The 25,673-nt window shown below is 48.5% G+C and carries 10 protein-coding genes; 8 read left to right on the top strand and 2 right to left on the bottom strand.

What is annotated here, in order from left to right:
* The 8 genes from PAEVO_RS30850 (at nt 1) to PAEVO_RS30815 (ending at nt 19,153) form a co-directional block, all read left to right on the top strand.
* Nucleotides 1-1,473: an ABC transporter substrate-binding protein gene (locus PAEVO_RS30850; RefSeq protein WP_100541280.1), complete on the top strand. Its 1,473-nt coding sequence runs from the start codon at nt 1-3 to the stop codon at nt 1,471-1,473.
* A 119-nt stretch (nt 1,474-1,592) separates the two neighbouring features.
* Entirely contained in the window at nt 1,593-2,543 is a 951-nt protein-coding gene (locus PAEVO_RS30845) for a carbohydrate ABC transporter permease (RefSeq protein ID WP_100541279.1), read from the top strand.
* Between the two features lie 29 nt (nt 2,544-2,572).
* Complete coding sequence (locus tag PAEVO_RS30840; RefSeq protein ID WP_009591560.1) at nt 2,573-3,409, top strand: carbohydrate ABC transporter permease; 837 nt, start codon at nt 2,573-2,575, stop codon at nt 3,407-3,409.
* Entirely contained in the window at nt 3,406-4,170 is a 765-nt protein-coding gene (locus tag PAEVO_RS30835) for a Cof-type HAD-IIB family hydrolase (RefSeq protein WP_100541278.1), read from the top strand. Before PAEVO_RS30840 ends, PAEVO_RS30835 begins: the two co-directional genes overlap by 4 nt.
* A 452-nt stretch (nt 4,171-4,622) precedes the next feature.
* Nucleotides 4,623-5,729 (top strand): SGNH/GDSL hydrolase family protein, encoded by a 1,107-nt coding sequence (locus PAEVO_RS30830; RefSeq protein WP_100541277.1) that lies wholly within the window; start codon nt 4,623-4,625, stop codon nt 5,727-5,729.
* Between the two features lie 124 nt (nt 5,730-5,853).
* Nucleotides 5,854-11,913 (top strand): CehA/McbA family metallohydrolase, encoded by a 6,060-nt coding sequence (locus PAEVO_RS30825; RefSeq protein ID WP_100541276.1) that lies wholly within the window; start codon nt 5,854-5,856, stop codon nt 11,911-11,913.
* A gap of 420 nt (nt 11,914-12,333) precedes the next feature.
* Nucleotides 12,334-18,357, top strand: a complete 6,024-nt coding sequence (locus PAEVO_RS30820) for a DUF7601 domain-containing protein (RefSeq protein WP_100541275.1) — start codon at nt 12,334-12,336, stop codon at nt 18,355-18,357.
* 19 nt (nt 18,358-18,376) lie between these two features.
* Nucleotides 18,377-19,153 carry a class B sortase gene (locus PAEVO_RS30815; RefSeq protein WP_100541274.1) on the top strand — a complete coding sequence of 259 codons (777 nt, stop codon included), beginning with the start codon at nt 18,377-18,379 and terminating at the stop codon, nt 19,151-19,153.
* Between the two features lie 442 nt (nt 19,154-19,595).
* Here the strand turns inward: PAEVO_RS30815 and PAEVO_RS30810 are convergent, their stop codons facing one another.
* Both PAEVO_RS30810 and PAEVO_RS30805 read right to left on the bottom strand, forming a co-directional pair.
* A complete protein-coding gene (locus PAEVO_RS30810; protein ID WP_165789784.1) occupies nt 19,596-24,728 on the bottom strand; it encodes a DUF7507 domain-containing protein in 5,133 nt (1,710 codons plus the stop codon).
* A 343-nt stretch (nt 24,729-25,071) separates the two neighbouring features.
* On the bottom strand, nt 25,072-25,449 hold the full coding sequence (locus PAEVO_RS30805; RefSeq protein ID WP_243391006.1) for a MarR family winged helix-turn-helix transcriptional regulator: 378 nt from the start codon (nt 25,447-25,449) through the stop codon (nt 25,072-25,074).
* Between the last annotated feature and the right edge of the window lie 224 nt (nt 25,450-25,673).

Genomic DNA, 25,673 nt, shown 5'->3' with positions numbered 1-25,673 from the left:
ATGTTTAATGGGAAAATGAAACGATTCATGAGCACGGGTGTTGCAGCGGCATTATCTTTAGCCATGCTGGCTGGTTGCGGTGGAAACAGCGGAAAGAACGGGGCTAGTCCAAGTACTACTCCTGCTGGTTCGGATAAGCCGGGTGTATCTGCAGAAGTAGAAGTTTATGAGAATGGATTGCCGAAGAATGAGGAAGTAACGCTAAAGGTAGGCTTCTTTGTAGGAGGATATGGCCGGGAGTGGTTCGATTATGCAGTTGAATCGTTCACAGCCAAGTATCCCAATGTCAAAGTAGACATCACCGCTTCAGCTGATATGAAGACGATTCTTTCTACAAAAATCTCTGCAGGCAATGATAATGACATGTTTGATCTATTCAATACAGACCCGTCTGGAGGTATCATAGGGCTCGCTGAAGCCGGAAAGCTTGAACCCATGGATGACATTTGGGAATTCCCTCTTCCAGACGTACCGGACAAAAAGGTCAAGGATCTTATGATGCCAGGCATGTACGAGTCAACACCGCTGATCAATGGGAAAAGATATGAATTTACTACGGCGAGCAGCTTTGGCGGGTTGTTTTTTAACAAAAAGCTATTCGAAGAGCATGGCTGGAACCAAAACCCGAACACATGGGACGAATTTACAGCACTTCTAGCGGACATTAAAGCGGACGGCATTGCTCCCATTACGTTTCCGGGCATTCATCCAAGCTACCATAACTGGGCTTTCGGAACGGCCAAAAATTTTGAGCTGGCTGATATCAATGGCCATGTCGATGAATTTATCGAGGATTATAGAACTTATGGTCTGCCGCAATACACAAATCCAGAGACGGTTGAAACCTGGACGCGCTTCTATGAGCTTGGCAAGCTAGGATATTTTGCAGAAGGACTCCCGGCACTGAACCATACGCAATCGCAAATGCAGGTTATTCAGGGGCAAGCTGCGATGGTATCGACAGGGACGCATGTCGAGAATGAGATGAAGGAAGCAACGCCTGAGGACTTCGACTGGGGCTTCATGGCTGTTCCTTTCAGAGATAACACGGATCAAACGCTTTGGATTCGAAGCGGAACTTCAAACTTCAATTATATCTGGGCAGCTAAGCCGGAACTGAACAAAAAGTGGGCCAAAGAATTGATCGCATGGCTGGTTACGCTGGAAAATCAACAATTTGCAGCCGAAAAAGCAGGTGCTTTGCCAATGCGCAAGGATTTGATGGAGGATCCCTCCAGGGCGGCTAACCTTTCCAGCTCTGCTCAATCTGTTCTGAAGTACATTGCAGACAATAATGCTCAGACTTTTAAAGCAAGCCGGTCTATCAACATTTCCGATCCGAATCTTGCTCAAGCCGAAAAATTAATGAATGAGAATATTGTGAAATTTGCTATGGGTATGCAGGATCCGAAACCGATTCTGGAGCAAGCCGAAGAGCTGCTGAAGAAAGCTCTAGAGGCTGAGAAGAAATAATAAGACGTGTTGGAGCGGGGAGGACTCATCTCCGCTCTTCCGTTTTAACTTCTGAGATCCTATAGGCTTCACACTGAAAGCGACTTATAAACGTCCAGTAAGATAGGAGTTGACCTCTTGTGTCTGATTCAACCGTTGTGACGACACTAAAGACCCCTATGCGCAAGCGCTTGGGTCTAGACAAAGCGAATACGCAGAAGTGGATATTTCTGTTCATAGCCATCGTGCCTCCCTTTGGCGGCTATTTGCTCTTTACGTTGTTTCCGAACATTTTATCCGTTTATTATGCGATGCTCAATTGGGATGGGTTTACGGATGCAACGTTTGTCGGGCTGTCCAATTTCGTCACCGCATTCCAAGATAAATATGTGTGGCGTGCGCTTACCCACAACTTGATTTTTATGATAACCGTGCCTTTCTTTGTTATTGTCATCTCCCTGCTCCTTGCCTATTTAATTACCAATAAAACGTATAAAGAAAATAAATTTTTGAAGGTATTGTTTTTCTTTCCGAACGTGTTATCTACGGTCGTAGTCGCTCTCCTCTGGGCCTTCATTTATGACGGATCGTACGGTTTGCTGAATGGGATTCTAAAGTTCGTCGGAATTGATATGGGGAATTTCTATTGGCTGGGCAATGAAAGCACGGCGCTTGCCTCCATTATCCCGGCATGGGTTTGGGGCGGTGTCGGCTTGTACGCCATTATCTTTGCCAATGCGATGCTGGGAATTCCGAAGTCATTGTACGAGGCGGCGATTCTTGAAGGGGCCGGACATATGACACGCTTGTTTAAAATTACAATGCCGCTCGTTACGCCCATTATCCGCGTCAGCGCTTTGTTCCTCGTCGTCGGCACGATGAAGGGCTTCGAAATCATCCTCATTATGACGAATGGGGGGCCATTCGGGTCGACGGATGTTATCGGCCTCTACATGTTTAACTTAGCTTTTGGCGTAGAGTATCGGAATTACGGCTACGCTTCCGCAGTCGGTATGATTCTGTTCGTCATTCTAGTAACAGCCAAGCTGTTAATCGATAAATTCGTGCCGAACAAAGGCTACGAGTATTAGTTTCCATAGGAAGGTTCGGAGGGATATAGTTGAAGGAAAAACGAACGTTAATGGACATTGTGTGGCGTGTGGTGCTGTATGCCTGGTCGCTGACTATATTATTTCCTTTAATCTGGGTTATTTATGAATCGTTAAAAAGCAATCCTGAGTTTTTTAAAGATATATGGGCGCTGCCTGCGGAACTAAGATGGCAGAATTATTCGAAGGCTTGGAATCAATACGGTTTTGGGCAATCACTCTTAAATACCCTTTATTATGTTGGCGGAAGTCTGGTGCTTGGACTGTTCTTCACGACAATTAACGCCTATGCGCTTACTCGAATGCAGTTCAAAGGAAGAAAATTGATTTGGGGCTTGATTATGTTGTCCCTGTTCCTGCCGGGCATCAATGCGCTTGTACCCCAGTATGTCATTATGCGGGAACTGAGTTTGACCAATAGCTTGACCGGATTAATTCTTCTGTCCAGTCTGGGTGAAAGCGTGTTCTATCTTATGCTGCTCGGAGGGTTTATGAGCTCTTTGCCGATGGAGCTTGAGGAGAGCGCAACGATGGATGGCGCTACATTATTCCAAAAGTTTTGGCGTGTTATCGTTCCGTTGTCTACACCGGGAATTGTAACCGTTGGCGTATTCAAGTTCCTAGGGTACTATAACAATTTCTTAGCGCCGTTCATCTATTTGAGCGATCCCAAAAAATATCCTATTGCGGTGCAAATGTATTCTGCAAATAAGCAAATGGAGTTTACTGCGGATTGGGTGACTTTGTTTGCCGGTGTAACCATTGCGATGGTACCGTCCATTATTATTTATATCCTATTCCAAAAACTTCTTATGGAAGGCGCGACCATGGGGGCGGTGAAGGGATGAATACTGCAGAGCAAGTGAAGGCGAAATATAAGCTGATTGCATTGGATCTGGACGGGACGCTTCTGACGGATGAAAAGCACATTACGGAAGAGACCAAAAAGTGGCTTCAATATGCAGTAGATCACGGTGTTAAAGTAATGTTTTCCACCGGGAGAGGCTTGCAAACTGCCAAGGGCTTCTGGGATGAGCTTGGGCTCGATTCCCCCATGGTGCTGCTCAATGGCGCAGAAGTTTGGGAGGGACCGGGCAGGCTTAATAAACGCGTCTTTATTCCTCGGGACACGATCAGCCGCATACATGCCATTGCTTCTGAACAGGGCGAGTGGTATTGGGGCTACAGCGTGGAAAGCCTGACGGGCGACAAGGATTGGACGCCTGAGATGCTCAAACGGGATTGGATGAAATTCGGCATCGGCAGCAATGATCAACAGAGGCTCGCGGAAATTAAGGAAGAGCTGCTCAGTTGGGGCACGCTCGAGGTTACCCATTCGGCTCCTACTAATATGGAGATCTCAGTTAAAGGCATTACAAAGGAAAGCGGAGTGCGCGAGGTTTGTCAGACGCTGGGCTTCTCGATGTCCGATGTAATTGCTATGGGAGACAGTGATAATGACGCGAAGCTGCTAAAGGCGGCAGGTCTCGGTGTGGCGATGGCCAACGGTGAAGAGCATATCAAATCCATAGCGGACGTCATAACGGCTACCAACAACGAGGACGGCGTTGCTCAGGCGATTCGGAAATATGTATTCCAGATGGAGTAAACGCAGCAAACGTATTTTAGAGGTTGTTCAAAAAGTCGTCTTTTGATAAGAAAACCAATCGAGGCCAATCAAGGATGAGCGACCGCGATTCAAAGGTAGGTTTTCTTGCGATATAGAATTTCATCAGCTCTGCTGATAACGAATAAATTCTATATCTAACACGAAGGGAGTCAAGAAGTAATTCGGCATCGAATCTTGAATTCAGCCGGGCCTAAGTAGAAGCTTCCGAAGCATGTTTCCTGCGGAAACATTTCAGGTGCTCACGTACCCAAAACAGCAGATGCTTTGGAAGACGTTTTCTGCGAAAACGTGGAGCTCCGCTCCTCAGTCCCTAGCTTCATCCAACCTAAAGCGTTTTGAAAAAACGCACTTCGGAAGCATAAGCTTCGGTGCTGAAAATCCGACTTTTTGAACACGCACTTTAAGTCAATATAGTGAGGGAGTAGAAATAGATGGCCGTTCAATCGAAAGAGATAAACTTAGATCAACTGGGCGGGACCATATACCCGGAGATAAAAAATGGTGAACAGCTGAAATGGCATTCTCCGCTTAAGGCGCCCTTTCACATCGCAGGCTTCCCATGGCTCACGCAGGATGGGGTATACAGACGCCTGCCCTTGGCTTCCGGGGCTGTCTTGCCGCCTGCGGTTGATACGCTTGCTTATTGTACGGCAGGCGGGCAAATTCGCTTTCGCACCAATTCTTCAAGGCTGGTCATAAGGGTACGTCTTGCCGGACCGGCGAATATGTATCATATGCCGCCTACAGGGCAGTGCGGGGTTGACTGCTATCTTGGAGAGCCGGGAGAGCAGAGCTTTATCACCACGGCTAGATTCAAACCAACGGAAAGTGAATATGAATCCCAGCTTTATCAGTGGGAGACAAAAAAAGATGTGGCCGTCACCTTAAACTTGCCGCTCTACCAAGGGGTAGAAGAGGTATGGATCGGTGTAGATAAGGATGCTGTCATAAGCGGTGCACCTGCCTATGCAAGCAGTAAACCCGTCATTATATATGGAACTTCGATTACGCAAGGGGGATGTGCCACCCGGCCGGGTATGGCTTATTCCAATATTCTCAGCCGTATGATTCCGGTGGAGTTCGTCAATCTTGGCTTCTCGGGGAATGGAAAGGGCGAGCCGGAGCTCGCTCATATCATGTCGGAAATCGATGATCCGGCTCTATTCATTCTTGATTATGAAGGGAATACGGGCGAGTCCGGAAACATCGCACGAACGCTGCCTGTATTCATCCGAATTTTGAGAGAACGGCATCCCGAAGTTCCTATATTAGTAGTCTCTAGGATTTGCACTGCCGAAGACCAGTTCTATACGGAGAGGAGGGAGCTTCATGATCGCCGCAGGCTGATTCAGATCGAGAATGTTGAACAGAGGCGGACAGAAGGAGACCGTAATATTCATTTCATTGACGGTTTTAAGCTGCTAGGCGATGATTTCGTCAATGATTGTACGGTTGACGGAACACATCCAACGGACCTTGGATTTTTGCGCATGGCACAGTCGCTTGCGCCTATCATTAAGCGATTGTTGCGACTGTGATGAACAAGACAGATGATATGAACAGCCTTCAGACTGCATTTTTTGGTTTAGGGGCTGTTTGTTTATCAGTCAGACACCTGTCTTACTGTCTTACCAATTAAGCCGAAAAAGGAGAGGATTTTAATTGAAGTCCCAAAGAAGAAGTCTGCCTTTTATTGTGATGGCTTGTTTTATTGCGGGGGTTGTTAGTCTGTGTTACGGCATCAATGTATTCGCGTCCTCAGATAAAGAAGAGGGTGTTTCTAAAAAAGATAGAGCTAAGTATTTAGGAGCTTCACTGTTCAAAGGTCACATGCATTCCCATACTTCTCTCAGTGATGGGATATTGCTGCCTAATGATGCTTATCATTTTGTGAAAAGTAATACAGATTTTGATTTTTTTGCAGTGACGGAACACGACGTGACTTATGACATCAGTACGGGCAGTGATTTTATTACGGATGTTCAAGACTCTTATTCAGAAGAATACAAGATGTTGCATGAGCAATCCGATGCTCACAATCGTGATCACGAATTTATTACGCTGCCGGGTACGGAAGTGACTTGGTATGATGAAGCGGGCCATATCAACTTATTTAATGCCCCATGGTTTGCAAGAACACATGGAGTAGGTGCGGATGGCACTTGGGGCTGGAGCGACATCAAATATGATTTGCCAACCTTCTACGCAAGACTTGCCCAAGATCCCAATGCGATTGCGCAATTTAATCACCCACGCGCGTCAGGAAATTGGAGTTTCAATGAATTTAAACATTATAACCGGGATGTTGACAAAAACCTTAATCTGATGGAATACAAATCCTCCAATGATTTTGCAGTCTATACCAAGGCGTTAGATCAAGGCTGGCATGTTTCACCTGTGTTTGGCGGAGACGAGCACAAAGGAAACTGGGGAATGGTCCAGCCCCATGTGACCGGTATGTGGGGAGATAATCTTACTAGAGAAGGTCTTTACGAGGCGATGCGAAACCACCGCACCTATGTATCATTTGATCGAAACCTAGAAATGGCGGTTTCAGCAAAAGGTCAGATGATGGGGGCGATCCTTCCAGCCAAAACAAAAGAAATAGAACTTAAAATACGGATAAATGACCCTGATGTTAGCGATATTTTGGATAAAGTTATTATTTACAAAAACAGTGGTGAAATTCTCAAAGAGTACGGCAATATTGCCAGCAATCAATTTAAACAGGAAGTAACCTTAGCAAGTGAAGATGGGGATTATTTCCTCGTTAGAGCTTTTCAAGCAGACGGTGAAGAAGCTATAAGTGCTCCAATTTGGATTGGTGATGAAACGAGGGGCACGGTGCACGCGCCTGAAATCACGGTTCATGGACAATATCCCGACACGATTAAGCTTGGGGATCAAGTGGAGGTGCTGGGCGCTTCAGCGACAGATAACCGCGGTCAATCTTTATCGGTGGAAGCCATCGTTTTAAATGATAAAGGAGAAGTAGCCGTAGCAAATCAGCATTTTAAGGTCGACATGTATGGAGAATATTTCATTAAGTATGTAGCAACCGACGCTCAAGGAAATACGCGTGTTGAACTTATTCGAATCCTTGTTGATCAACAAAATCTGGATGCCGAACAAATTTTAAATGAATTTCAACCCATTGTTAATGTAGGTGGAAATGAACGTGAAGTAGGAATAAATTTGGTGACGGATAAGGCTTTAGAGACGTCATATGTTCAGTATAAACCGGGGTCAGAGGCGACGTGGGACCATGCGGAAGTGGTACAAGCGGGAGTCTCTTATTTTCAAGTCGCGTATGGTGATACATTTGGCAAAAGTAACTATCGCGTGCTTGCAGCTCATGAAGCGAATATAACAGGTCTCGACTTAGGGACTACGTATGACTATCGGTATGGAATGTCACCGACTGGACCTTGGAGCGGCAGTTATAGCTTTAGGACCGCGCCGGCTTCAGAGGAAGACGTATTGTATGTGATGGGAGATCTTGAAGTTCCAGATCGAAATCCGGAAAGTTTCCCACTGTTTAAAAATATGCTGGATGTTCTGCAGGAGAAAAATTCAAACGGACAGACTGTGATTCAAGTCGGAGACTTGGTCGAGAACGGCGGCAATATGTATGCATGGGATGATGTGTTTAGCAACATTTACAACAATGATATGGGTCTCGTTTCTGCTCACATTGTCGGGGATCGTGAACGTGCGACGGAGCGGAAAATCGGGCCGTTCTCCGGGTTTTTCAACCTGCCGAAGAACGGTGAAGGCAGTTACCGGGAAACGAATTATTCGTTTGATTATGGCGATATGCACATTGCTGTTCTGAATTCTGTGCTGGATTTCGACAAGCAGCTGTCATGGCTGGAAAAAGATTTGCGGGCAACCGACAAGAAGTGGAAAATCGTGATGGGGCATTATCCTTATTATGGCGGTCAATCCGGCGATGAGACCGGTATGGACATGATGAGAGTGAAATTGTCTCAAGCATTTGAACGGCTTGGTGTTAGCTTGTATATTGGCGGTCATGATCATGTGTATAAACGGACAACCATACGAAACGGTGTAAAAGATATATCGGAAGAAGCGATGAATTTAGGAACAACTTTTGTTACCGTTGGTTCATCAGGTCCAACGTTCTTTGATAACAAATCATTTGACTGGGATCATATCGTGTATGATGAAAATAAGCAGACGGGTGTTATTTTAGAATCAAACGATCAATCTCTCTCCTTGAAAGCTTACAACAGCGACGGTGTTGAGATTGATTCATTTACGATGAACCAACCCGCCAATTATATGAAATTAACGAGCGCAATTGTAGAAAATAACGTCTTGAAGGGCGTTGGGGTCTTGAATTACCCGAGCTCGCTTGAACGTGTCACCGTTATCGGGGAAAAGCGGGATCATACAGGTGAACAGCTGTTGGAAACGGTTATTCAAGAAGCAACGCTGGAACATCTCGGACGTGAACAAATCATCTTATTTGATAACCCTCTTGCATTTGGCGATGAACATACGATCGTCGTAAGATTGGTTAATAATCCAATCGATCAAGAGCCGTTAACGGACCCGTTCATAGCTAAAGAAGGAATGCTGGGCGTTGGTTCGGAAGGCAACCCCTATCAAATCAAAAGTGCCAGTGGACTTTATAAAATGCATGAATTCCCGGACAAACATTTTGTTTTAGATCGGGACATTGATGGGAATGGCGTGTTTTTCGAGGCCATTGGCGCGAATGGCACTCCATTTACGGGTACGTTTGATGGGCAAGGGCATACGATTACGGGCGTTATTATCTCTTCAGGCGGCGCAGGCCTCTTTGCCATTAATGAAGGGACGATTCGTAATCTAGGAATCATCCATGCTGACATTGATGTTCGCCGGAGCAATGTTGGAATCCTGGTTGATCAGAATGATGGGATCGTGGAATATGCCTACAGCACCGGATCTATTAGAGGCAATTCTACCGTTGGCGGTCTTGTGGGCTACTCGAACGGTATCGTTAGAAACAGTTATTCAACAGCTCGAGTTCATGCACGGGGCAAGCAAGCCGGCGGCATGATCGGAATTACGAATCGGGGGAGTATAACCGAACAGGTCTATGCCATGGGAGCCGTAATTGCAGAAGAATCCAATGCTGGCGGCATCAGCGGATACGGATATAACCATACGGTCATTCAAAATAGTATGGCATTAAATCCATCTATTGTTACGGGTACGGCATCGAATCGAATTGTCGGCAGAGTTTTAGCTGGGGAGACGGCAACTTTAGTCAATAATTACGCCGATGAAAATATGTTTGTTAGCAGTGAGAACGTGACGGTTGCTGATCCAAACAATGAAAAAGGACAGGGGGTGGGTGCAGACACATTCACGAAGCCATCTTTTTTCATGGAGACCCTCGGTTGGGATTTTGATTCGATCTGGATCTGGAATGAAGATGCCAAACGTCCATTACTGCAAAGTAATTTGGAGCAAATTAACGAAGATCATATTCCGAAGCCGAAGCTTGATCAGAACGAAAATGGGTACTACATCATTCGTTCGATTAGCGAATTAAAGACCATTTCAGAATTTCCAAATGAAAATTATATATTGGAAAACGATCTTGATTTTGAAGGGCAGCGATTTGAACCCCTATTTAAGGGGACGCCGTTCCTCGGCACATTTGATGGAAATAATAAATCGTTAACCAATGTCAAATCAGAAAACGGCGGCTTATTCCATCTTAATGGCGGAACGATTAAAAACATAGCTATGGTAGATGCAAGCGTCACTGGCGGGAGTAATATAGGCATACTCGTTAACACGAACAACGGAACGGTAGAGAATAGTTATGTAACGGGCACAATCGAAGGCTCCAGCACGGTGGGCGGTTTAGCGGGTTATTCCAATGGCATCGTGAGAAACAGCTATTCTACTGCAGATGTAACGGCCCAGCTGAACCAGGCTGGCGGCTTGATCGGAATTACAAACTCAGGCAGTTTAACGGAAAACGTGTATGCATCTGGAGCCGTTCAGGCGCTTAGAAGTAATGCAGGCGGAGTAACTGGCTACGGCTATAATGAGACGGTTGTTAAAAATGTTATTGCTCTCAATCCTTCAGTCGTAACGCCGACGATGGCAAACCGTGTGGTGGGACGAGTTCTTGCCGGGCATACCGCAACGCTTGAGAATAATTATGCGTTTGATGGCATGATTGTGGATGTAGAAGGTGAAAGTATTGCCGCTGCTGACAACAGAAAAGGCTTAGGGCTATCCCAGCAACAGGTTGAAGATTCCAATACGTATATCAATATATTGAAATGGGATTTTGAGTCGGTTTGGATGTGGAATGATGCTTTAAAGCGTCCGGTATTGAACAGTAATCCTGAAGAGGCAAGCGAGCCTGTCGTGCCTTTGGAAAGAAATGAAGCCGGTTATTACCGAATCAAGTCCATTGCTGATTTGAACGTTATGGAAAACTTCCCGGCAGAAAAGTATATTTTGGACCATGATTTGGATTACGCCGGACAACCGGCTGAGTCACTTTTTAAAGTGGTTTCGTTCACCGGTGTTTTGGATGGCAACGGGAAGAAAATAATTAACTTTAACTCTTCGAGTGGCGGCTTATTCCATCTCAATGGCGGAGTGATTAGAAATATAGCCATGAAAGATGCCAGCGTCACTGGCGGGAGTAGAATAGGCATACTCGTCAACACGAACAATGGCGAGTTAGAGAATAGTCTTTCAACAGGCTCCATTACAGGCTCCAGCACAGTCGGCGGTCTAGTAGGCTATTCCAATGGTATCGTAAGAAACAGTTATTCTACCGCGGATGTAACCGCTCAGGTAAGTCAGGCCGGTGGCCTAATCGGAATTACGAACTCGGGCAGCTTAACAGAAAACGTGTATGCGTCTGGAACCGTTCGAGCGATGACGAGCAATGCGGGCGGAGTGACTGGATACGGATACAATGATACGGTCGTCAGAAATGTCATTGCCCTTGGCCCTTCGGTTACGGCGCCAACGATGGCAAACCGGGTGATGGGACGAGTTCTTGCGGGGCACACCGCCACGCTCGAAAATAATTATGCATTTGACGGCATGATGGTGGATCGGGAAGGTGTTGCTGAAGGGTCCTTAACAACCCTGAAAGGATTAGGTATATCCCAAACTGAAATAGAGACTCCATCTACCTATACTGACAGATTAGGTTGGGACTTTAACGCTGTCTGGAGATGGGACGATATTGCTAAACGGCCAGTTTTACAATCGGTAATAGAAGGCAACGAAGGCGAGCCGGTTAGCCTGATTGAGCTTGAGCTCGAAGGAATGTCTACACTGGTCGTTGGAGAGAGTTATCAAACGGTGACTACTGCAGTATACAGTGACGGAAGCCGCGAGAAGGTAGAGATAAACGTCATCTATACAAGCAGTGATCCAAGTATAGCGGAGATCAGTTCTAGCGGTGTAGTAACCGCGATTTCGGAAGGAACCGTACTCATCACGGCAGAGTATGATGGCTTGACTTCATCCTATGAGCTAACCTTGACTCAGAAGCAAATCGATATGGAGGGGGTCAACCAAGACATGGATTCGGAAGTCACGCTTCCGTTCACTTCTTCGGTTTTTGTCGGAACGGGGGAGTGGTGGAGCGCGAACCAGCCGCACCCTCCTGCCTTCATGGCGGAGCAAGCCATGAGATCGTTTGAACGGCACCATATGTATTAGGCAGTTTAATGAAAATGAGTCCGGTCATGATGCCGGGCTCATTTTCATTTATGTCCGCAAGTGAACTTATTACTGAACGTGTTACTTTTTGAACAAGCCCCCTTTCCGGTAACTGAGATCGCTTCAGGAATATCCTTTCTCATGCTCCCTCCCAATCTATTATTGTGCCAGGAGAAGGCAATTCTTCGCATTGTAGAGATTTTGTAGAGCTTAGGTTTTTAAACTATGAAAAAGATAGTGTGGAGATTAGGACTAAGGTAGGAGGTGAAAAGGAGGGAACTCCGCAAGATTTCGTTGATGCAAAGGGCTACTGGGATCAAGCAAATAGAAGATGTATTCGGCCGGTTGAGTGTTATCGGGTCGATAATCTTACTGTCGCTAAAAATTTTCAGTGGTTCGGGAATGGAGGAGAAATGTGTCTTGAAACGAAAACGCAGCATAGGTAAAGCAATACTCTCTTTCTGCCTGGCAATTACGCTTGTCTTGCAGACGGTGGCGTTCTCTGTCACTGGGTATGCGGATAGCGCGCCAAGCGATTCCGGGGCAGCGGCTGTTAGCGAAGCCGATTTGCCGAGCGCGGACGAACCGCCGTCAGTAACTAAGGCGGTATACGATGTACCGAACGATTCTATAGTGATGATGGCTGCACCGACGGACAAAACGTTGGTGTTCATGGATGCAAATTCAACCTTTCCGCTAAAGGTGACGCAGGGAACGGACATTGCTCCAGGCGGTACGATCCAGGGCCGACAGGCATTCACCCTTAAATCTGAGGGCCTCAAGGTGCCGGTGAATGGTGATGACGCTGATCCGACTAATGCAGATCCAGACCTATACATTCAGAAGGGTGACTGGATCGAACTAAAAAGGGATGACTACTTCGAGGAAGTGGTATTGCCAACAGCTACCAAAACCTTGATGGCAACAACTGAAACGGGTCAGAAGCAGCTTGGCATCGCCTATTTCACTCCGGAAAGCATCAAGATTGTATTTAATGGCGACGATGGGTTTTTCAATGGTATTGGACGAGCGGTTACCTTCGGCTTTGAAACCACTGCCAATGCGGATGTAACGGGCATGAATTACGGCGATACAAAGCCTATCTCGATTTTCGGGGGAGCGTATGAGCTAAAGAACCCGGATGTTACGCCGGCGTACAGCATCAACTTGACAGGAAACAACTGGCCAAAGAATGGGAGCTGGACTTGGTGGTATGTGACCGTCCCAGCTTATCAAGATGGTTATTTGTCTATCCAGTCTACTCCATCCTCTTTTGATGTGCTTGATGAAGCAAGCAAGCTACCGCTAGATGGGATGACGTTCTATACGAAGCCTTCCGATTACCGTATGGTCTATGTACCGGGATCCTTCAAGGTAAACGGCACTAAGGTAGACCCAACCATGGATGTAGATGGCAGTCTGAGCTACATCTTCCCGGCAGGAACGGGGGTGGATCCAAAGGTTGAGTATCAAGCATGGTTTCATAAGGATCTGTATTATAAAGAGTATCGGGGCGTAGCAATCGATCCCGGTCGAAGTGGCGGACAGCGTCTTGACCCAAAAGTTGAACTGAGGGATACGAGTGCTGATGTAAAAGCCAGTGCAACACGGGAAACGTGGGTTGCACCCGACTGGATTCAAGCATCGGGCTCTTATGACCATCCGAATGAAACCATTACATGGAGGGTCACTGTTAACCAATATAACAAAAAAGGGTTAAAGGACTTTACAATCACAAATGTATTACCTGCTGGGCTGGACTTTTTATCAGCTGAATGGCAGACATGGGAGGATGGAGCTGCATCTGGAGAAACACAAATTACACCAGATTCGAACGGCGTTTATTCCTTTGGGGATATTAACGGTAAAGTAGAATTAGTGATTAAGAGCAAGGTAACAAGCGGTTCCAGCTTCAGAATTGATCCTCGTGCCAACTGGAATATGGATACACCAGATGGCATACAGAACAACGATGTCATGATCGGTACAAGACCTAATGCAGTGACTGATGAGGCCATTGTCAACATCGGCGCGCACTCGTTTACAAAAACAGGCTCTATTTCGATGGAGGATTATAACCTGGGCGGTATCACATGGACCGTTAATCTTACGCCACAGTATGACCTGCCAAATGCAGCCGTATACGATGTGTTGGTGCATGGCGGGGATTTGAACGCCTTGGATAACGCTGTGGATGGAACCGGCGAGGTGAGCGCGGAAACGATTGCGAAAATCAAGGCAAATGTTAATACTGCTCAGCTTTGGAAGCAATATCACGAAGGTACCCTCAAGAGCGCAAACGGCTTAACCTTGAAAGCTATTCCTTTAACCGTGAACGGTAAAGTGGTGGCGGATTTGATCAAGGTGACCGGATATACCGATAAAGCTGCATCTTTCAGCTTCCGTGCACTTGAGACCAACCCAGACATCCTCTTCAGGCAGGATATCAACGCAGGGAAAACAAGCTGGAATCGGGCTTTGCTCATTGACGGCGACACCGTAAAACAAGCACAAAACAGCACCAACCTGCATCTGCGTATGCTGAACAAGGATATGCTCTTTGCGTCAAAGCCATTGCAAGCAGATGGTACGCCTGAAAATGTTAGCCCGAATAACGTTAGCAGTTATATTAGAAACGATAACAATGAAGCATGGACGATTTCTGCCTATGACCGAACAACTAAGACTGTCACATTCCGTCTAAGTGTGAATATGCCAGGATACAACACAGAAGAAATGGCTAAGGACGGCGGTAGCCGAGTAATTAGCAACATCAAGCTAGTGGATACACTACCTGAAGGTTGGGAATTCGTGCCGATTTCTGAAGGCAAAGATTTTGAGCTTTGGAAAGGTTTTTCGGACAATGGGGGAGGTACAGAGTATGGTGTCAGAAACGATGCCAGAACACTTATCGAACCAGGCACTAATGCTCATGTGGTAAGCTTTTCTCATAGTGGAAATGTGGGAACTTTCACCTTCTCTAAATTGGAAGGCCCTTATGTCATTCTGGTGAAGGCAAGGCCCTCCAATGCGGCATTAGAGGAATATTTAGAGGAATACACCACCAACGGCACAGACAAGCAGGTGCTTTATAACAAAGCCGATCTTCACATGACATGGGGTAGTGAGGAAAAGGTCGTCACAGAACAACGTAAGATTATTGTACCTATTCAGACCCTGGGCAAGTCGGTAACGAAGCCAGTTCCAGGGGTGCTGGAGTGGACGGTGAACTATACCCCGCCATTCAACATGGAACAGGGCGTGTTTTTGCAGGATACGATAGGTGCCAACATGAATCTTCGTTATGACGTAAACGGAGAGCTTGTGCTGACCGCGCCTAGTATGGCAGTGTATCGTGCTAAACTGTCTGCCAGCGGTGCTCTGGAAAGAGAGGGCTCGGCACTCGACCTAAGCGATCCGAATGCTGAAGTTCAGGTGGAAGCCAAACCGGGTGCGGATGGCAAGACGATCCTAACCTTTAAGATGGACGATCCGAACCACTTCTACCAGTTTGTGTACCAGACTGAGGTGGATAACACCAAAGCAAAAGCTGGCGACAAAATGGGCAACGAGGTAAAGCTGATGGGCGATGATAAGCTGAAAACGGTCAGTGCCAAAAGTGAAAGCACGCTGGACAATTCAGACGTAGCCGGCAGTTCAAGCTCCAATGCCCTGCTGCCCCTGAAAAAGGTAGATCCCGATGGCAATCCGCTAAAAGGCGTAGAGTTTACGCTCTATAAGAAAGACGACGGAACTCAAATCGCCAAAGGAACAACCGATAGCGGAGGGAAACTGAATCTGCTGTTCCCGGATCCAGGGTATTATGAATTGAAGGAAACTTATATTGACACAACGACATGGTTGCCGACTACAAGAATTTATCAGGTGTACGTGGGGAATACGCCCGGGAAGCCTATCTGGATAGACGGCGTAAAAGTAACCTCTGATAATCCGCTGGTCGTACCTACGCCGGCGCAAGGTAAGCTGACCATCAGCAATAAGGTGGTAGGCAACGGCAGCGATTCTATCAAGGATTTTGAATACACCGTGACCTTCACCGGCGAAGGCAAGGACGGAGACTACACCTATAGGAAGTCGGATAATACGTTTGGCACGATCAAGAGCGGAGGCAAGTTTACCCTCAAGCATGGGGAAACTGTGACGCTCCCGACATTGCCTGCGGATCTGGTCTATACCGTAACCGAGGCTGATTATACGACCGTTGACGGTTATATCACCACGCCGGAGACGAGAGAGCTGTCCGGCACAATCGAGAATAAAGGCGACCATAAGGCGGACTTCATCAATGAACGGACCGTCAACAAGCTGACCGTCAGCAATACGGTCATGGGCAACGGCGGTGACAAGACGAAGGCGTTCGAGTACACCGTCATCTTTGAGGATGCAGGCAGGGATGGAAGCTACGCGTATACGAAGTCAGATGGCGCGACGAGTACACCGGGCACGATCAAGTCTGGTGAATCCTTCACACTCAAGGATGGAGAGACACTGGAAATTGTGGGTCTGCCTAAGGATCTGAAATACACCGTTACCCAGAAGGACTACACCGCCGATGAATACGTGACCAACCCTGAGGAACGGTATTATACCGGAGTCATGGAAGGCATAGACGAAAACGCCCCGTTCACGAACGTGCGAGTCTTGAAGGGCGGCCTGTTAATCAGCAACACGGTTAAAGGTAAAGACGACGATAAAAAGAAACCGTTCCAGTACACGGTCACCTTCACAGGCAAGGGAGATAACAAATCCTACACCTATGAGAAGTCGGACGGCAGCAAGGGAACAATCACGAGCGGAGACACCTTTGAGCTTACAGATGGCCAGACGCTTGTTATAGAAGGTCTTCCGACGTATCTCAAGTATACGGTGACCCAGGATGATTATTCGAAGAACGGCTATGTGACGGATCCTGAGAGTCTCGAACACACAGGCACCATTCCGGAGAAAAAAGTGGCCGAAGCTCACTTTGTCAATACCCGCCCGTATCTGGAAGGCGTGCTGCGTGACAACAACACGGGAGAAGTCATTCCGAATGCATCCATCACGGTGACCAATCTGAAGACAGGTGAGAAGCAGACGATTCAGACGAGTGAGAAGGGTGAATATTTCGTCCCTGCCGAGGCGGACACCGACTATACGATCACGTATACGAAGGTGTATACGGTAGACGGAAAAGATGTGCCTATCGAGTTCACGCAAAAAGCAAATGTGGACGGCAGCGTGAAAGACGAAACCGTTCCGGCGGTCATAACGGCGGTAGGGATCGTTCTGTTCAAGCAGTTGGATGGGACAACAGAGCTATTCAACGATTCGTTCACCAGCCAGATGCGTATCTATTTGAAGGACAAGGACGGCAATTATATTCAGGAGAACGGTCGTCCTAAGGCGTTCCCGCTGGCTTCGAACGGCACCTTCTCCATAGAAGACGAAGAGCTGAGCGCGCAGCAATACACCATGGAAGTTCGCTATCAAGCTGAAAACGGCGAGGAACTGCTCTTCAAAGTGACGCAGCTGGACGTGAAGGCTAACGGAGAGCTGAATATTTCCGAGGCATTGGTCGACCCTTACGGTACGGTTTATGATGAAACGACAGGAAATGCCACCACTGGCAAGAAAATTGCTGGAGCCAAAGTTACGCTGTATTATGCGGATACGCAGCGGAATAGAGATAACGGCCGCATTCCGGATACGAAAGTAACGCTCCCTCCGGTTCCGAATTTTGCGCCGCATGACAACAAGAGCCCGGAGCAGGATAGCGATGCCAATGGCTTCTATGCATACATGGTGTTTCCTGAGGCGGATTACTATCTGATCGTAACGAAGGACGGATACGAGACGCACAGGAGTGATACGATTTCTGTCGATTTTGACATTGTAAGATACGACGTGCCAATGAAGCCGATCAACACTGGAGGCGGACCGGGCCCTGTTAACCCTACTCCAGAGCCGGAGAACCCAGGCCCTGTTAACCCAGCCCCAGAGCCGGAGAATCCAGGTCCTGTTAACCCAGCCCCAGAGCCGGAGAATCCGGGCCCTGTCAACCCAGCCCCAGAGCCGGAGAATCCGAGCCCTGTCAACCCAGCACCAGAGCCAGTGAATCCAGGTCCTGTCAATCCTGCACCAGAGCCAGTGAATCCAGGTCCTGTCAATCCTGCACCAGAGCCGGAGAATCCAGGCCCTGTCAGCCCTGCTCCTGACCAACCTGGCAATTCAGAGCCTGAGCATGGCAACATCGACAACGTGCCTGATGTCAGCGACTTAGCCGATAAGGGTGCGGGAAATGGAAATAACGAGCTGGACGATGCTCCGAAAACCGGAGACAACAGCGTATCGCCAATCTTCTATCTGGCTTTGGCGCTGATGTCCTTGATGACGATTGCGCTCTGTCTGCTCGGTAACAAGAAGAAAGCGCACATCCAGTAGACCGGAAAGGCGGTAAGAAATGAGCAAAAGTAAAAAAATTCTTATCGCCTTTTCTTTCCTTGTATTGGTATTTTCGCTCGTCAATTTTTCGCGAGCTCTCTTGCGGGATTATGTGGAGCAGCAGAAAATCGAAGAGCTGGCAACTGCTTGGGAGGAAGGGTCGGACAAAGGCGGAGGGGCTGCATCCCCCTCCGTTTTGTTCAATAAGGCGAATGAGCCGGTCATGCTTCCCGAATTTCGAGAGCTTTACGAGAGGAACTCGGACATCGTCGGCTGGCTGAAGATGGACGGCACCCGAATTGAGTACCCGGTCATGCAGAATCCACAGGATGCGGATTACTATCTCAATCATGATTTCGATAAAAAGGAAAACACAGGCGGCCTCCCCTTTTTGGACGCGCATAGCCGGACCAACGGTGCGGACATTTTGCTGATTCATGGACATCACATGAAAAGCGGCTGGATGTTCAAAGATTTAATGAAGTACAAGAACGAAAGCTTTTATATAGAGCATGCAACGTTCCAGTTCAGCACGCTTTACGAAAAGGAAGAGTATGAGATTGTTGCCGTCATTCTGTCACAAGTTTATCGCAAATCGGAGGACGTTTTTAAATACTACCAGATTGAGAATGTAAGTACGGCCGCCGAGTTCGATTCGTATGTTCAGAACATCAAAAAACTCGCTCTTTATGACACGGGCGTATCAGCCCGGTATGGCGACCAGCTTATTGTACTGTCCACGTGCGAGTACTCGACCGAAAACGGCCGGTTAGCGGTGGTTGCCCGAAAGCGTTAATGACGATGTTGAAACACAGAGTCAAGTTGTTTTATATCGCGTTCTCCCTTGGAGGACGCGATTTTTTTAGGCTTTATTTGATCCAGTTTAGGGGGACCCGTGTAGGTGCTCTTATTTATCGCCGATGGATCCGTTATGCTGTGCCGCACCATAAATAACGTGAGTTTTGTAGACATATGTCGACAAGTAAATCTGCGATCGCAAGAAGTTCTATCAAGGCAGCTCTTCGTGCTGAAGGAAGGTTCTCCATGATGATGCGAGATTGATCGGCCTAACGCTCCTCCGGCTGATATCATACAAGTCATGCTTACGCTGATCACTCGCATTGCGGGTGATTGGAGAGACGTAAATAGGGGCGTGGAGAGAATAAGCAAGTTCGAGGACATAGCTGGAAAAACTCATAGAAAATCGCCCGTTCACCATCGGTGAGCGGGCGATTTTTTTACTCCTCTTCCTCTGTGATAACCGTGACCGATGCGCTCGCTTCGCGAGTTGGTCCGTTATCCGATGTTAGCTTCACTGAATTAACGATGAGGGTGTCTTCCTCCACATCCGGAAGCACGAACGGTACTTGCAGTGTCTCGCAGGCTCCGACCTCGAATCGCACAATTCGCACTTGTATGCCGAGCAGCGGGTCGGTCAGCAACACGTTCAATAGCGGGACATTGCCCGTGTTGCATGCCCGAATAGTGAAAATTACTTTATCCCCTGGTTTTCCGACCGGATGGTCAACCGTTTTGGTCAACGACGCGTCCGGGAGCGACTGCACTTCTACGGTGACCTCTTGCTGCTGAGGCGGCGTCTGGTCAGGGCGCATCGTGACGATGTTTCGGAACTCCGTTCCGCCTACCGTGCCAGGAGGTATCGGGAGCTGCAGACTGAACACGCGACTCTCCCCGGGTGCAAGCGAAGGAATAATCGTCTGGAAGCCAATCAACTGGTCGAAGACGTTCACGTTCGTCAGCGTGATGTCCGTGGTGTTCGTTACGGTGATCGTCTTAATTACCGTCTCTCCCGGACTCGGCAAATCCGGCGTAGCTTCGACATCCAGATCCGGCAGTTCAGCGGGAATAGCAATGTCTACCCTTACCTCGTCTTCTGCGGGCGGTGTATCGGGAGACTGCTCGGTCCAGGTCACCGTGACTCGATTAGCGATCACTTGCCCTTGCGGTGTACCTGCCGGTACCGTGAACGAGAACTGCACCCTCTCGGTCGCACTTGGCGCAATGACCGGGATCGTGAGCTGTTGGCCGGTGAGCGAGTCGCGCACGACAACGTTGGTCGCCGGAATTGTGCCTGTATTCGTAACTTCGACAGTATAACGAATCGTCTCGCCCGGTTCCGCGGTAGTCCGATCCGGAAGTTTGCGAACCGCTAGAGTCGTTTCTACAGCGGGACCGATCTCGACGTTCACTTCGGCAATCGTCTCCACTTGCGGCGATTGATCCGAGACGGCTATGAACGTATTCCGAATGACGCTGCCATTTGGTGTGTCCGTTGGAACGGTGAACGTCACCGTCCGGGTAATCGTACCATTCGCAGGGAGTTCTGCAATCGTCTCGCTAAACCCTAGCAGTTCGTCGGTCAGCACGACATTCGTCTGTGGTGTATCCAGTAAGTTCGTTACGGTCAGTGTATACGTAATCGTCTCACCCGGCGCGGCCGTATTGCGGTCAGGCACCTTCTGGATTAGAAGCGACGGCCCTGGGGGAGTTTGCACGAGAACCTCGGCAGATGACTCCAGATCCGGCGATTGATCCGAGGAGACGGTGAACGTATTTCGAATGATGCTGCCAATCTGGGCGTCCGCGGGAACGATGAACGTCACCGTTCGGGTAATCGTCTCGTTTGCCTGCAGGACGGGAATCGTCTCGCTCAGCCCGAGCAGCGCGTCGGTCAGCACGACGTTTGTCAGAGGAATGTTCAACAAATTCGTTACAGTTAGCGTATAAGTGATCGTCTCGCCAGGGGAAGCCGTATTGCGGTCAGGAAGCTTTTGGATCCGAAGCGCCGGGCCCGGAGGCGGAATTACGACAACCTCGGCGATCGTTTCCTGCTCTGGTGTTTGATCGGAGGCGACCGTAAATGTATTTTGAATGACGCTGCTAATCTGAGCGTCCACAGGAATGGTGAATACCACCGTTCGGGTAACCGTTGCATTCGCAGGGAGGAAGTCTATCACCTCGCTTAACCCCAGCAGTGCATCGGTTAGCACGACATTCGTCTGCGCCACATCCAGCAAGTTTGTTACGGTCAGCGTGTAAGTGGCCGTCTCGCCGGGAGCAACGGCCGGAAGATCCGGCACCTTTGTCAGCGACAGCCCGAAACCCGTTACCGTAACTGACGATTCCGCTTCCTCGGTTACTCCCTCGTTCGATGTTACGCTAACGATATTGAAAATATCTGATCCGATTGGGGTATCCTGCGGGATGGTGAAATCAAATACAAAAGTTAGAACTTCCCCTGGGAACAGAATGTCTACGAATCTTTCGAATCCAAGCAGCGGATCGAAGACCCGGATGCCTGTCAGCGGCACGTTTCCGATATTCTCTAGCGTGATCGTATACTGGATCGTCTGCCCGACCACCGCGGTGGTCGTCGCCGGAACCTTGCTGATCCCAAGACGCGGATCGCTTAGCACCGTCACATCCGTGCTGTCGGATACGGGCTCCGTCTGATCGCTAGTGGCAACCGCCGTATTCGTATACGTCTGAGGTGGCATTTCCAGCGGGAAGAAGAACGGTATTACGAAAGTCTCGCTTTGTCCGAACGGGAGAAAAGGAATGATGATGTCGAATCCGGTAAGATCGTCCGTCACATGAACATTGAAGAGGTCCGTATTTCCGGTATTGAAGACCTGAATCGTATAATTTACCGTTTCGCCCGGAAAAACGACGTTGCGATCTGCCGTCTTCGTGATATCCAGTCTAGGAACCGGCAGCACCTCGACCACCGTTCCAACTTCCTCTGGATTAGGCAGATTGTCTGCGGTAATCGTCACGATATTGGAAATGGTCAGTCCTGCCTGTGCATCCTTGGGAATGATGAACGGCCAATCGATGACGAATACCTCTCCGACGTAAAGAACGTTGATAAACTGATCCAGTCCGATAAGTGGATCGACGATGTGAACATTGAATAACTCGACGTCGCCTTGATTCACGAGCGTAATTGTAAAGATGACCGTTTCCCCCGGAGCTGCGGCGGGCGGGTTTACCGTCTTGGTAGCTATCAAAGCAGGAGATGGCGTTATGAGAATTTCCGCTTCGCCTGTAAGCGGCTCGCCGAATTGATCCGAGGTGATGGAGACAATATTTCTGAGCGGTCCGAAAGGCGCGTCAAAAGGAACAATAAAGTCAAATTCCAAGATGTGGACCGAGAAGGGAGGGATTTCAGGAATGACCTGGAAAATGCCGAGCGTTGGATCTTCAACGACCACGTTCGTAAGTGTTATGGCGCTTGGGTTGTGGATCTCGATAAAGTATCTCACCGGTTCGCCGCGACGCACCTCGTAGCGGTCCGGAAACTTATTGATCGTCGTCCCCAGACTTAAACAGAGTCTTATGACAAAAGCATCGCTGTCCCCACGTAAAAACGGCTGAAACACGCCAGTAACCGGGAAATCGAAAGAGGAGGTTTGACCGGTCACGAAAACGCAGCCTGTATTGTCAACGGCGATGGCATTCCCGGTGTCGCTTGAGCTGCCGCCCAAGTATGTGGAGAAGACAAGCTCGTTGCCCATGATGTTGAGTTGCGTAATAAAACCATCGCTACCGCCATGGAGGGACGGCTGGAGCGCGTCAGGAGTAGTGGGGAAATTGAACGATGTGGTGCTTCCCGTCACATAAGCGAAGCCTGTGCGCACCGCGATGCCATTGCCTGTATCCGACTCGCCCCCGCCAAGAAAGGTTGAATAGACTTGATAATCGCCGCTCGGACTTAATTTCGTTACAAAGGCGTCGGAAGACCCGCCGCCATAGAAGGGCTGAAATGATCCCGGCGTAACCGGGAAATCAAAAGAAGTAGTGCTTCCCGTCACGTAAGCCTGGCCGAACTCATCAGCTGCGATGCCATGCCCCTCGTCGTCGCCATTACCGGTAAGGAAGGTCGAATACACGAGCGCGAGCCCGCTGGGATCCACTTTCGATACGAACGCGCCGATGACACCCGTAAGATTGATTTGGAACGCTCCCGGTGTGGTAGGAAAGTCCACGGAGGTCGTCAGCCCCGTCACGTAAGCCTGGCCTGCACCGTCTACCGCAATGCCGCGCCCCGTTTCGATGCCATGGCCTCCCAGGAGCGTGGAATACTCAAGAGCGCTGCCGCCAGGATTCAATTTTGTAACAAAAACATGCTCATTTGCAATAAACCCTTGAAATGCGTTGATGAGGGGGAAGTTGACAGAGGATGTACCTCCTGTAACATAAGCACTTCCTACGTCATCGACAGTAATGCCGAATCCGGTATCAACTCCCTCTCCGCCAAGAAACGTGGAATATATGAGGAAGCCGCCGTCCGGACTTAACTTGGTTACGAACGCATCCTGGGCTCCGCCGATGAATGTCTGAAAAGCTCCCGGCGTCGTAGGGAAATCGGGGGAAAGGGTCTGCCCCGTTACATAGGCGTGGCCGGAATCATCGACAGCAATACCGCGTCCTAGATCAAAGCTGTTGCCGCCGATAAAAGTAGAATACTCGAGAAAGGTGCCGCTGGAATTCATTTTCGTGACAAACGCACTGGAAGATCCGTCTTTGCCAGGTTGGAATGCGCCAGGGGTGATCGGAAAATCAAGGGATAAGGTTTGCCCCGTCACATAGGCATTGTCCTGATTGTCTACCGCGATGCTAAAACCGATATCCGTGTCGCTTCCGCCAAGATAAGTGGAATAAAACAGCACAAACGGATCAATGACGAGCGGATGACCCGGATGATACCCATCGCCGATTTCGAAGCCAAAGACGCAATCTCCTTGGCCCTCAGGCAATACAAATCGGCTTTCCACCGGAACCCTGCTGTCATCAATCACCTGATAGCTGACGGGTCTTTCCTCCGTCAGAACGCCATGAGAGGTATGAATTTGAAGATTACCTTCTTCACTCAAGGACAACTCGTCTGCACCGCGGTAGACGAACCGGATATCGTCAAGTCTGGCGCCGGGCTGAACAACGACATCGTATTTGAATTTTCCGTTGTCCCCATAGAGGACTAAGTCGACTCCGGACCACAGCTCCCGATAGACAATCTCCCGATAGGTTGGGACAGCGGTATGCCACTTCGCCGGATCGTTGCCGATAAAATAATTGAATTTCCCCGTGTCTTGGCGACGACCTTCGATTTGCACGTCCGCGTTCGCGCCGAGAAATTGCAGGAAGAGCGCCATCCCCTCCCGCCGATCCGGCGTATTCTTCGTAAGAACAAACTGAATCTCCGCGGAGGAGAACCCGATAGTAACTCCGGGTTTATGAGATAAATAGCAGATATCTCCTCGCGTTTGACCGACATTTTCCGTGAAAGTAAGCGGAACGTTCCTATAGCTCCCGATAGGCGTCTGACGCTCCGTTTCGTTTGGTATCATGGCGTCCCCTCCCATATTTTTCCTGACTCACCAGTAAACAATCACTGTATTCATATATGCGCCGGGCGTTTTATAATGCATATCCACATTTATAAATTTTTCCTATTGTTGAATGGCGTCATTACGTTCGGCTGCTTACCGGTAGTGAATGGACTCGTCTGAGGTTACAAGGCTATTTTCCATAAATACGGAGTGGAATTTGATGCATAGCGAACGTAAATGAAGAAGAAGGAGCTGCCGGAAAATATATGGATAAAAATGAAAGAACTCTCCGAGTCTGGAGAGTTCTTTTCATTGAGTACCGATCCACTTATTCACTTCATGAATAACATCAAAAACGCAGTCATGTCGGCGGGGCTTCACAAGACGCTGAAGACCCTGTTTTTGTCCTTTCCCCGAGCTTAGTGATCGATTCAATGTCTTGATCCGTTAATTGATCAAGGAAATGTTTGCGTATTGCCTTAGAGACTATGGGACGGGCATCATCCAATGCCGATTTTCCAGCTGAAGTGATGATGACTTGAACACCGCGATCTGTGTCTAATGGTTTCCTCATCACAAGTTTGCGTTTTTCCATCCGCGTCAGATGATGGGATAATCGACTCTTATCCCAGTCCATCGAGTCGGCCAACTCCTGTTGGCGAAGGCTCCCGTTCCCCAGAAGGACTAACCGATCCAATACCCCATAATCCCCCTCTGATAGTCCTGTGTGTTCAGACATCTCTTTGATTACGCGACCGAAAATGCTCTGAAAGGAGCCTTTCCACATATGCCATATTCGCATTTCCTCTTCGTTTAGCTCGTTCTTATCCATAGGAACATCATAGCACGGTTGACGTGTCAACCACAATATGCTACAGTTGCTTATAGTTGACGTGTCAACCTATTGTTCTGGCTTATTTCAGGGAACCTGCTTGATCGCTTCCTTCCAGAAGCGGTTTGGCT

Origin of the sequence: Paenibacillus sp. GM2FR, assembly GCF_002803325.1 — a bacterium.
GTDB lineage: Bacteria > Bacillota > Bacilli > Paenibacillales > Paenibacillaceae > Paenibacillus_AQ > Paenibacillus_AQ lautus.
This window is presented reverse-complemented; position numbering and strand designations above follow the sequence as displayed.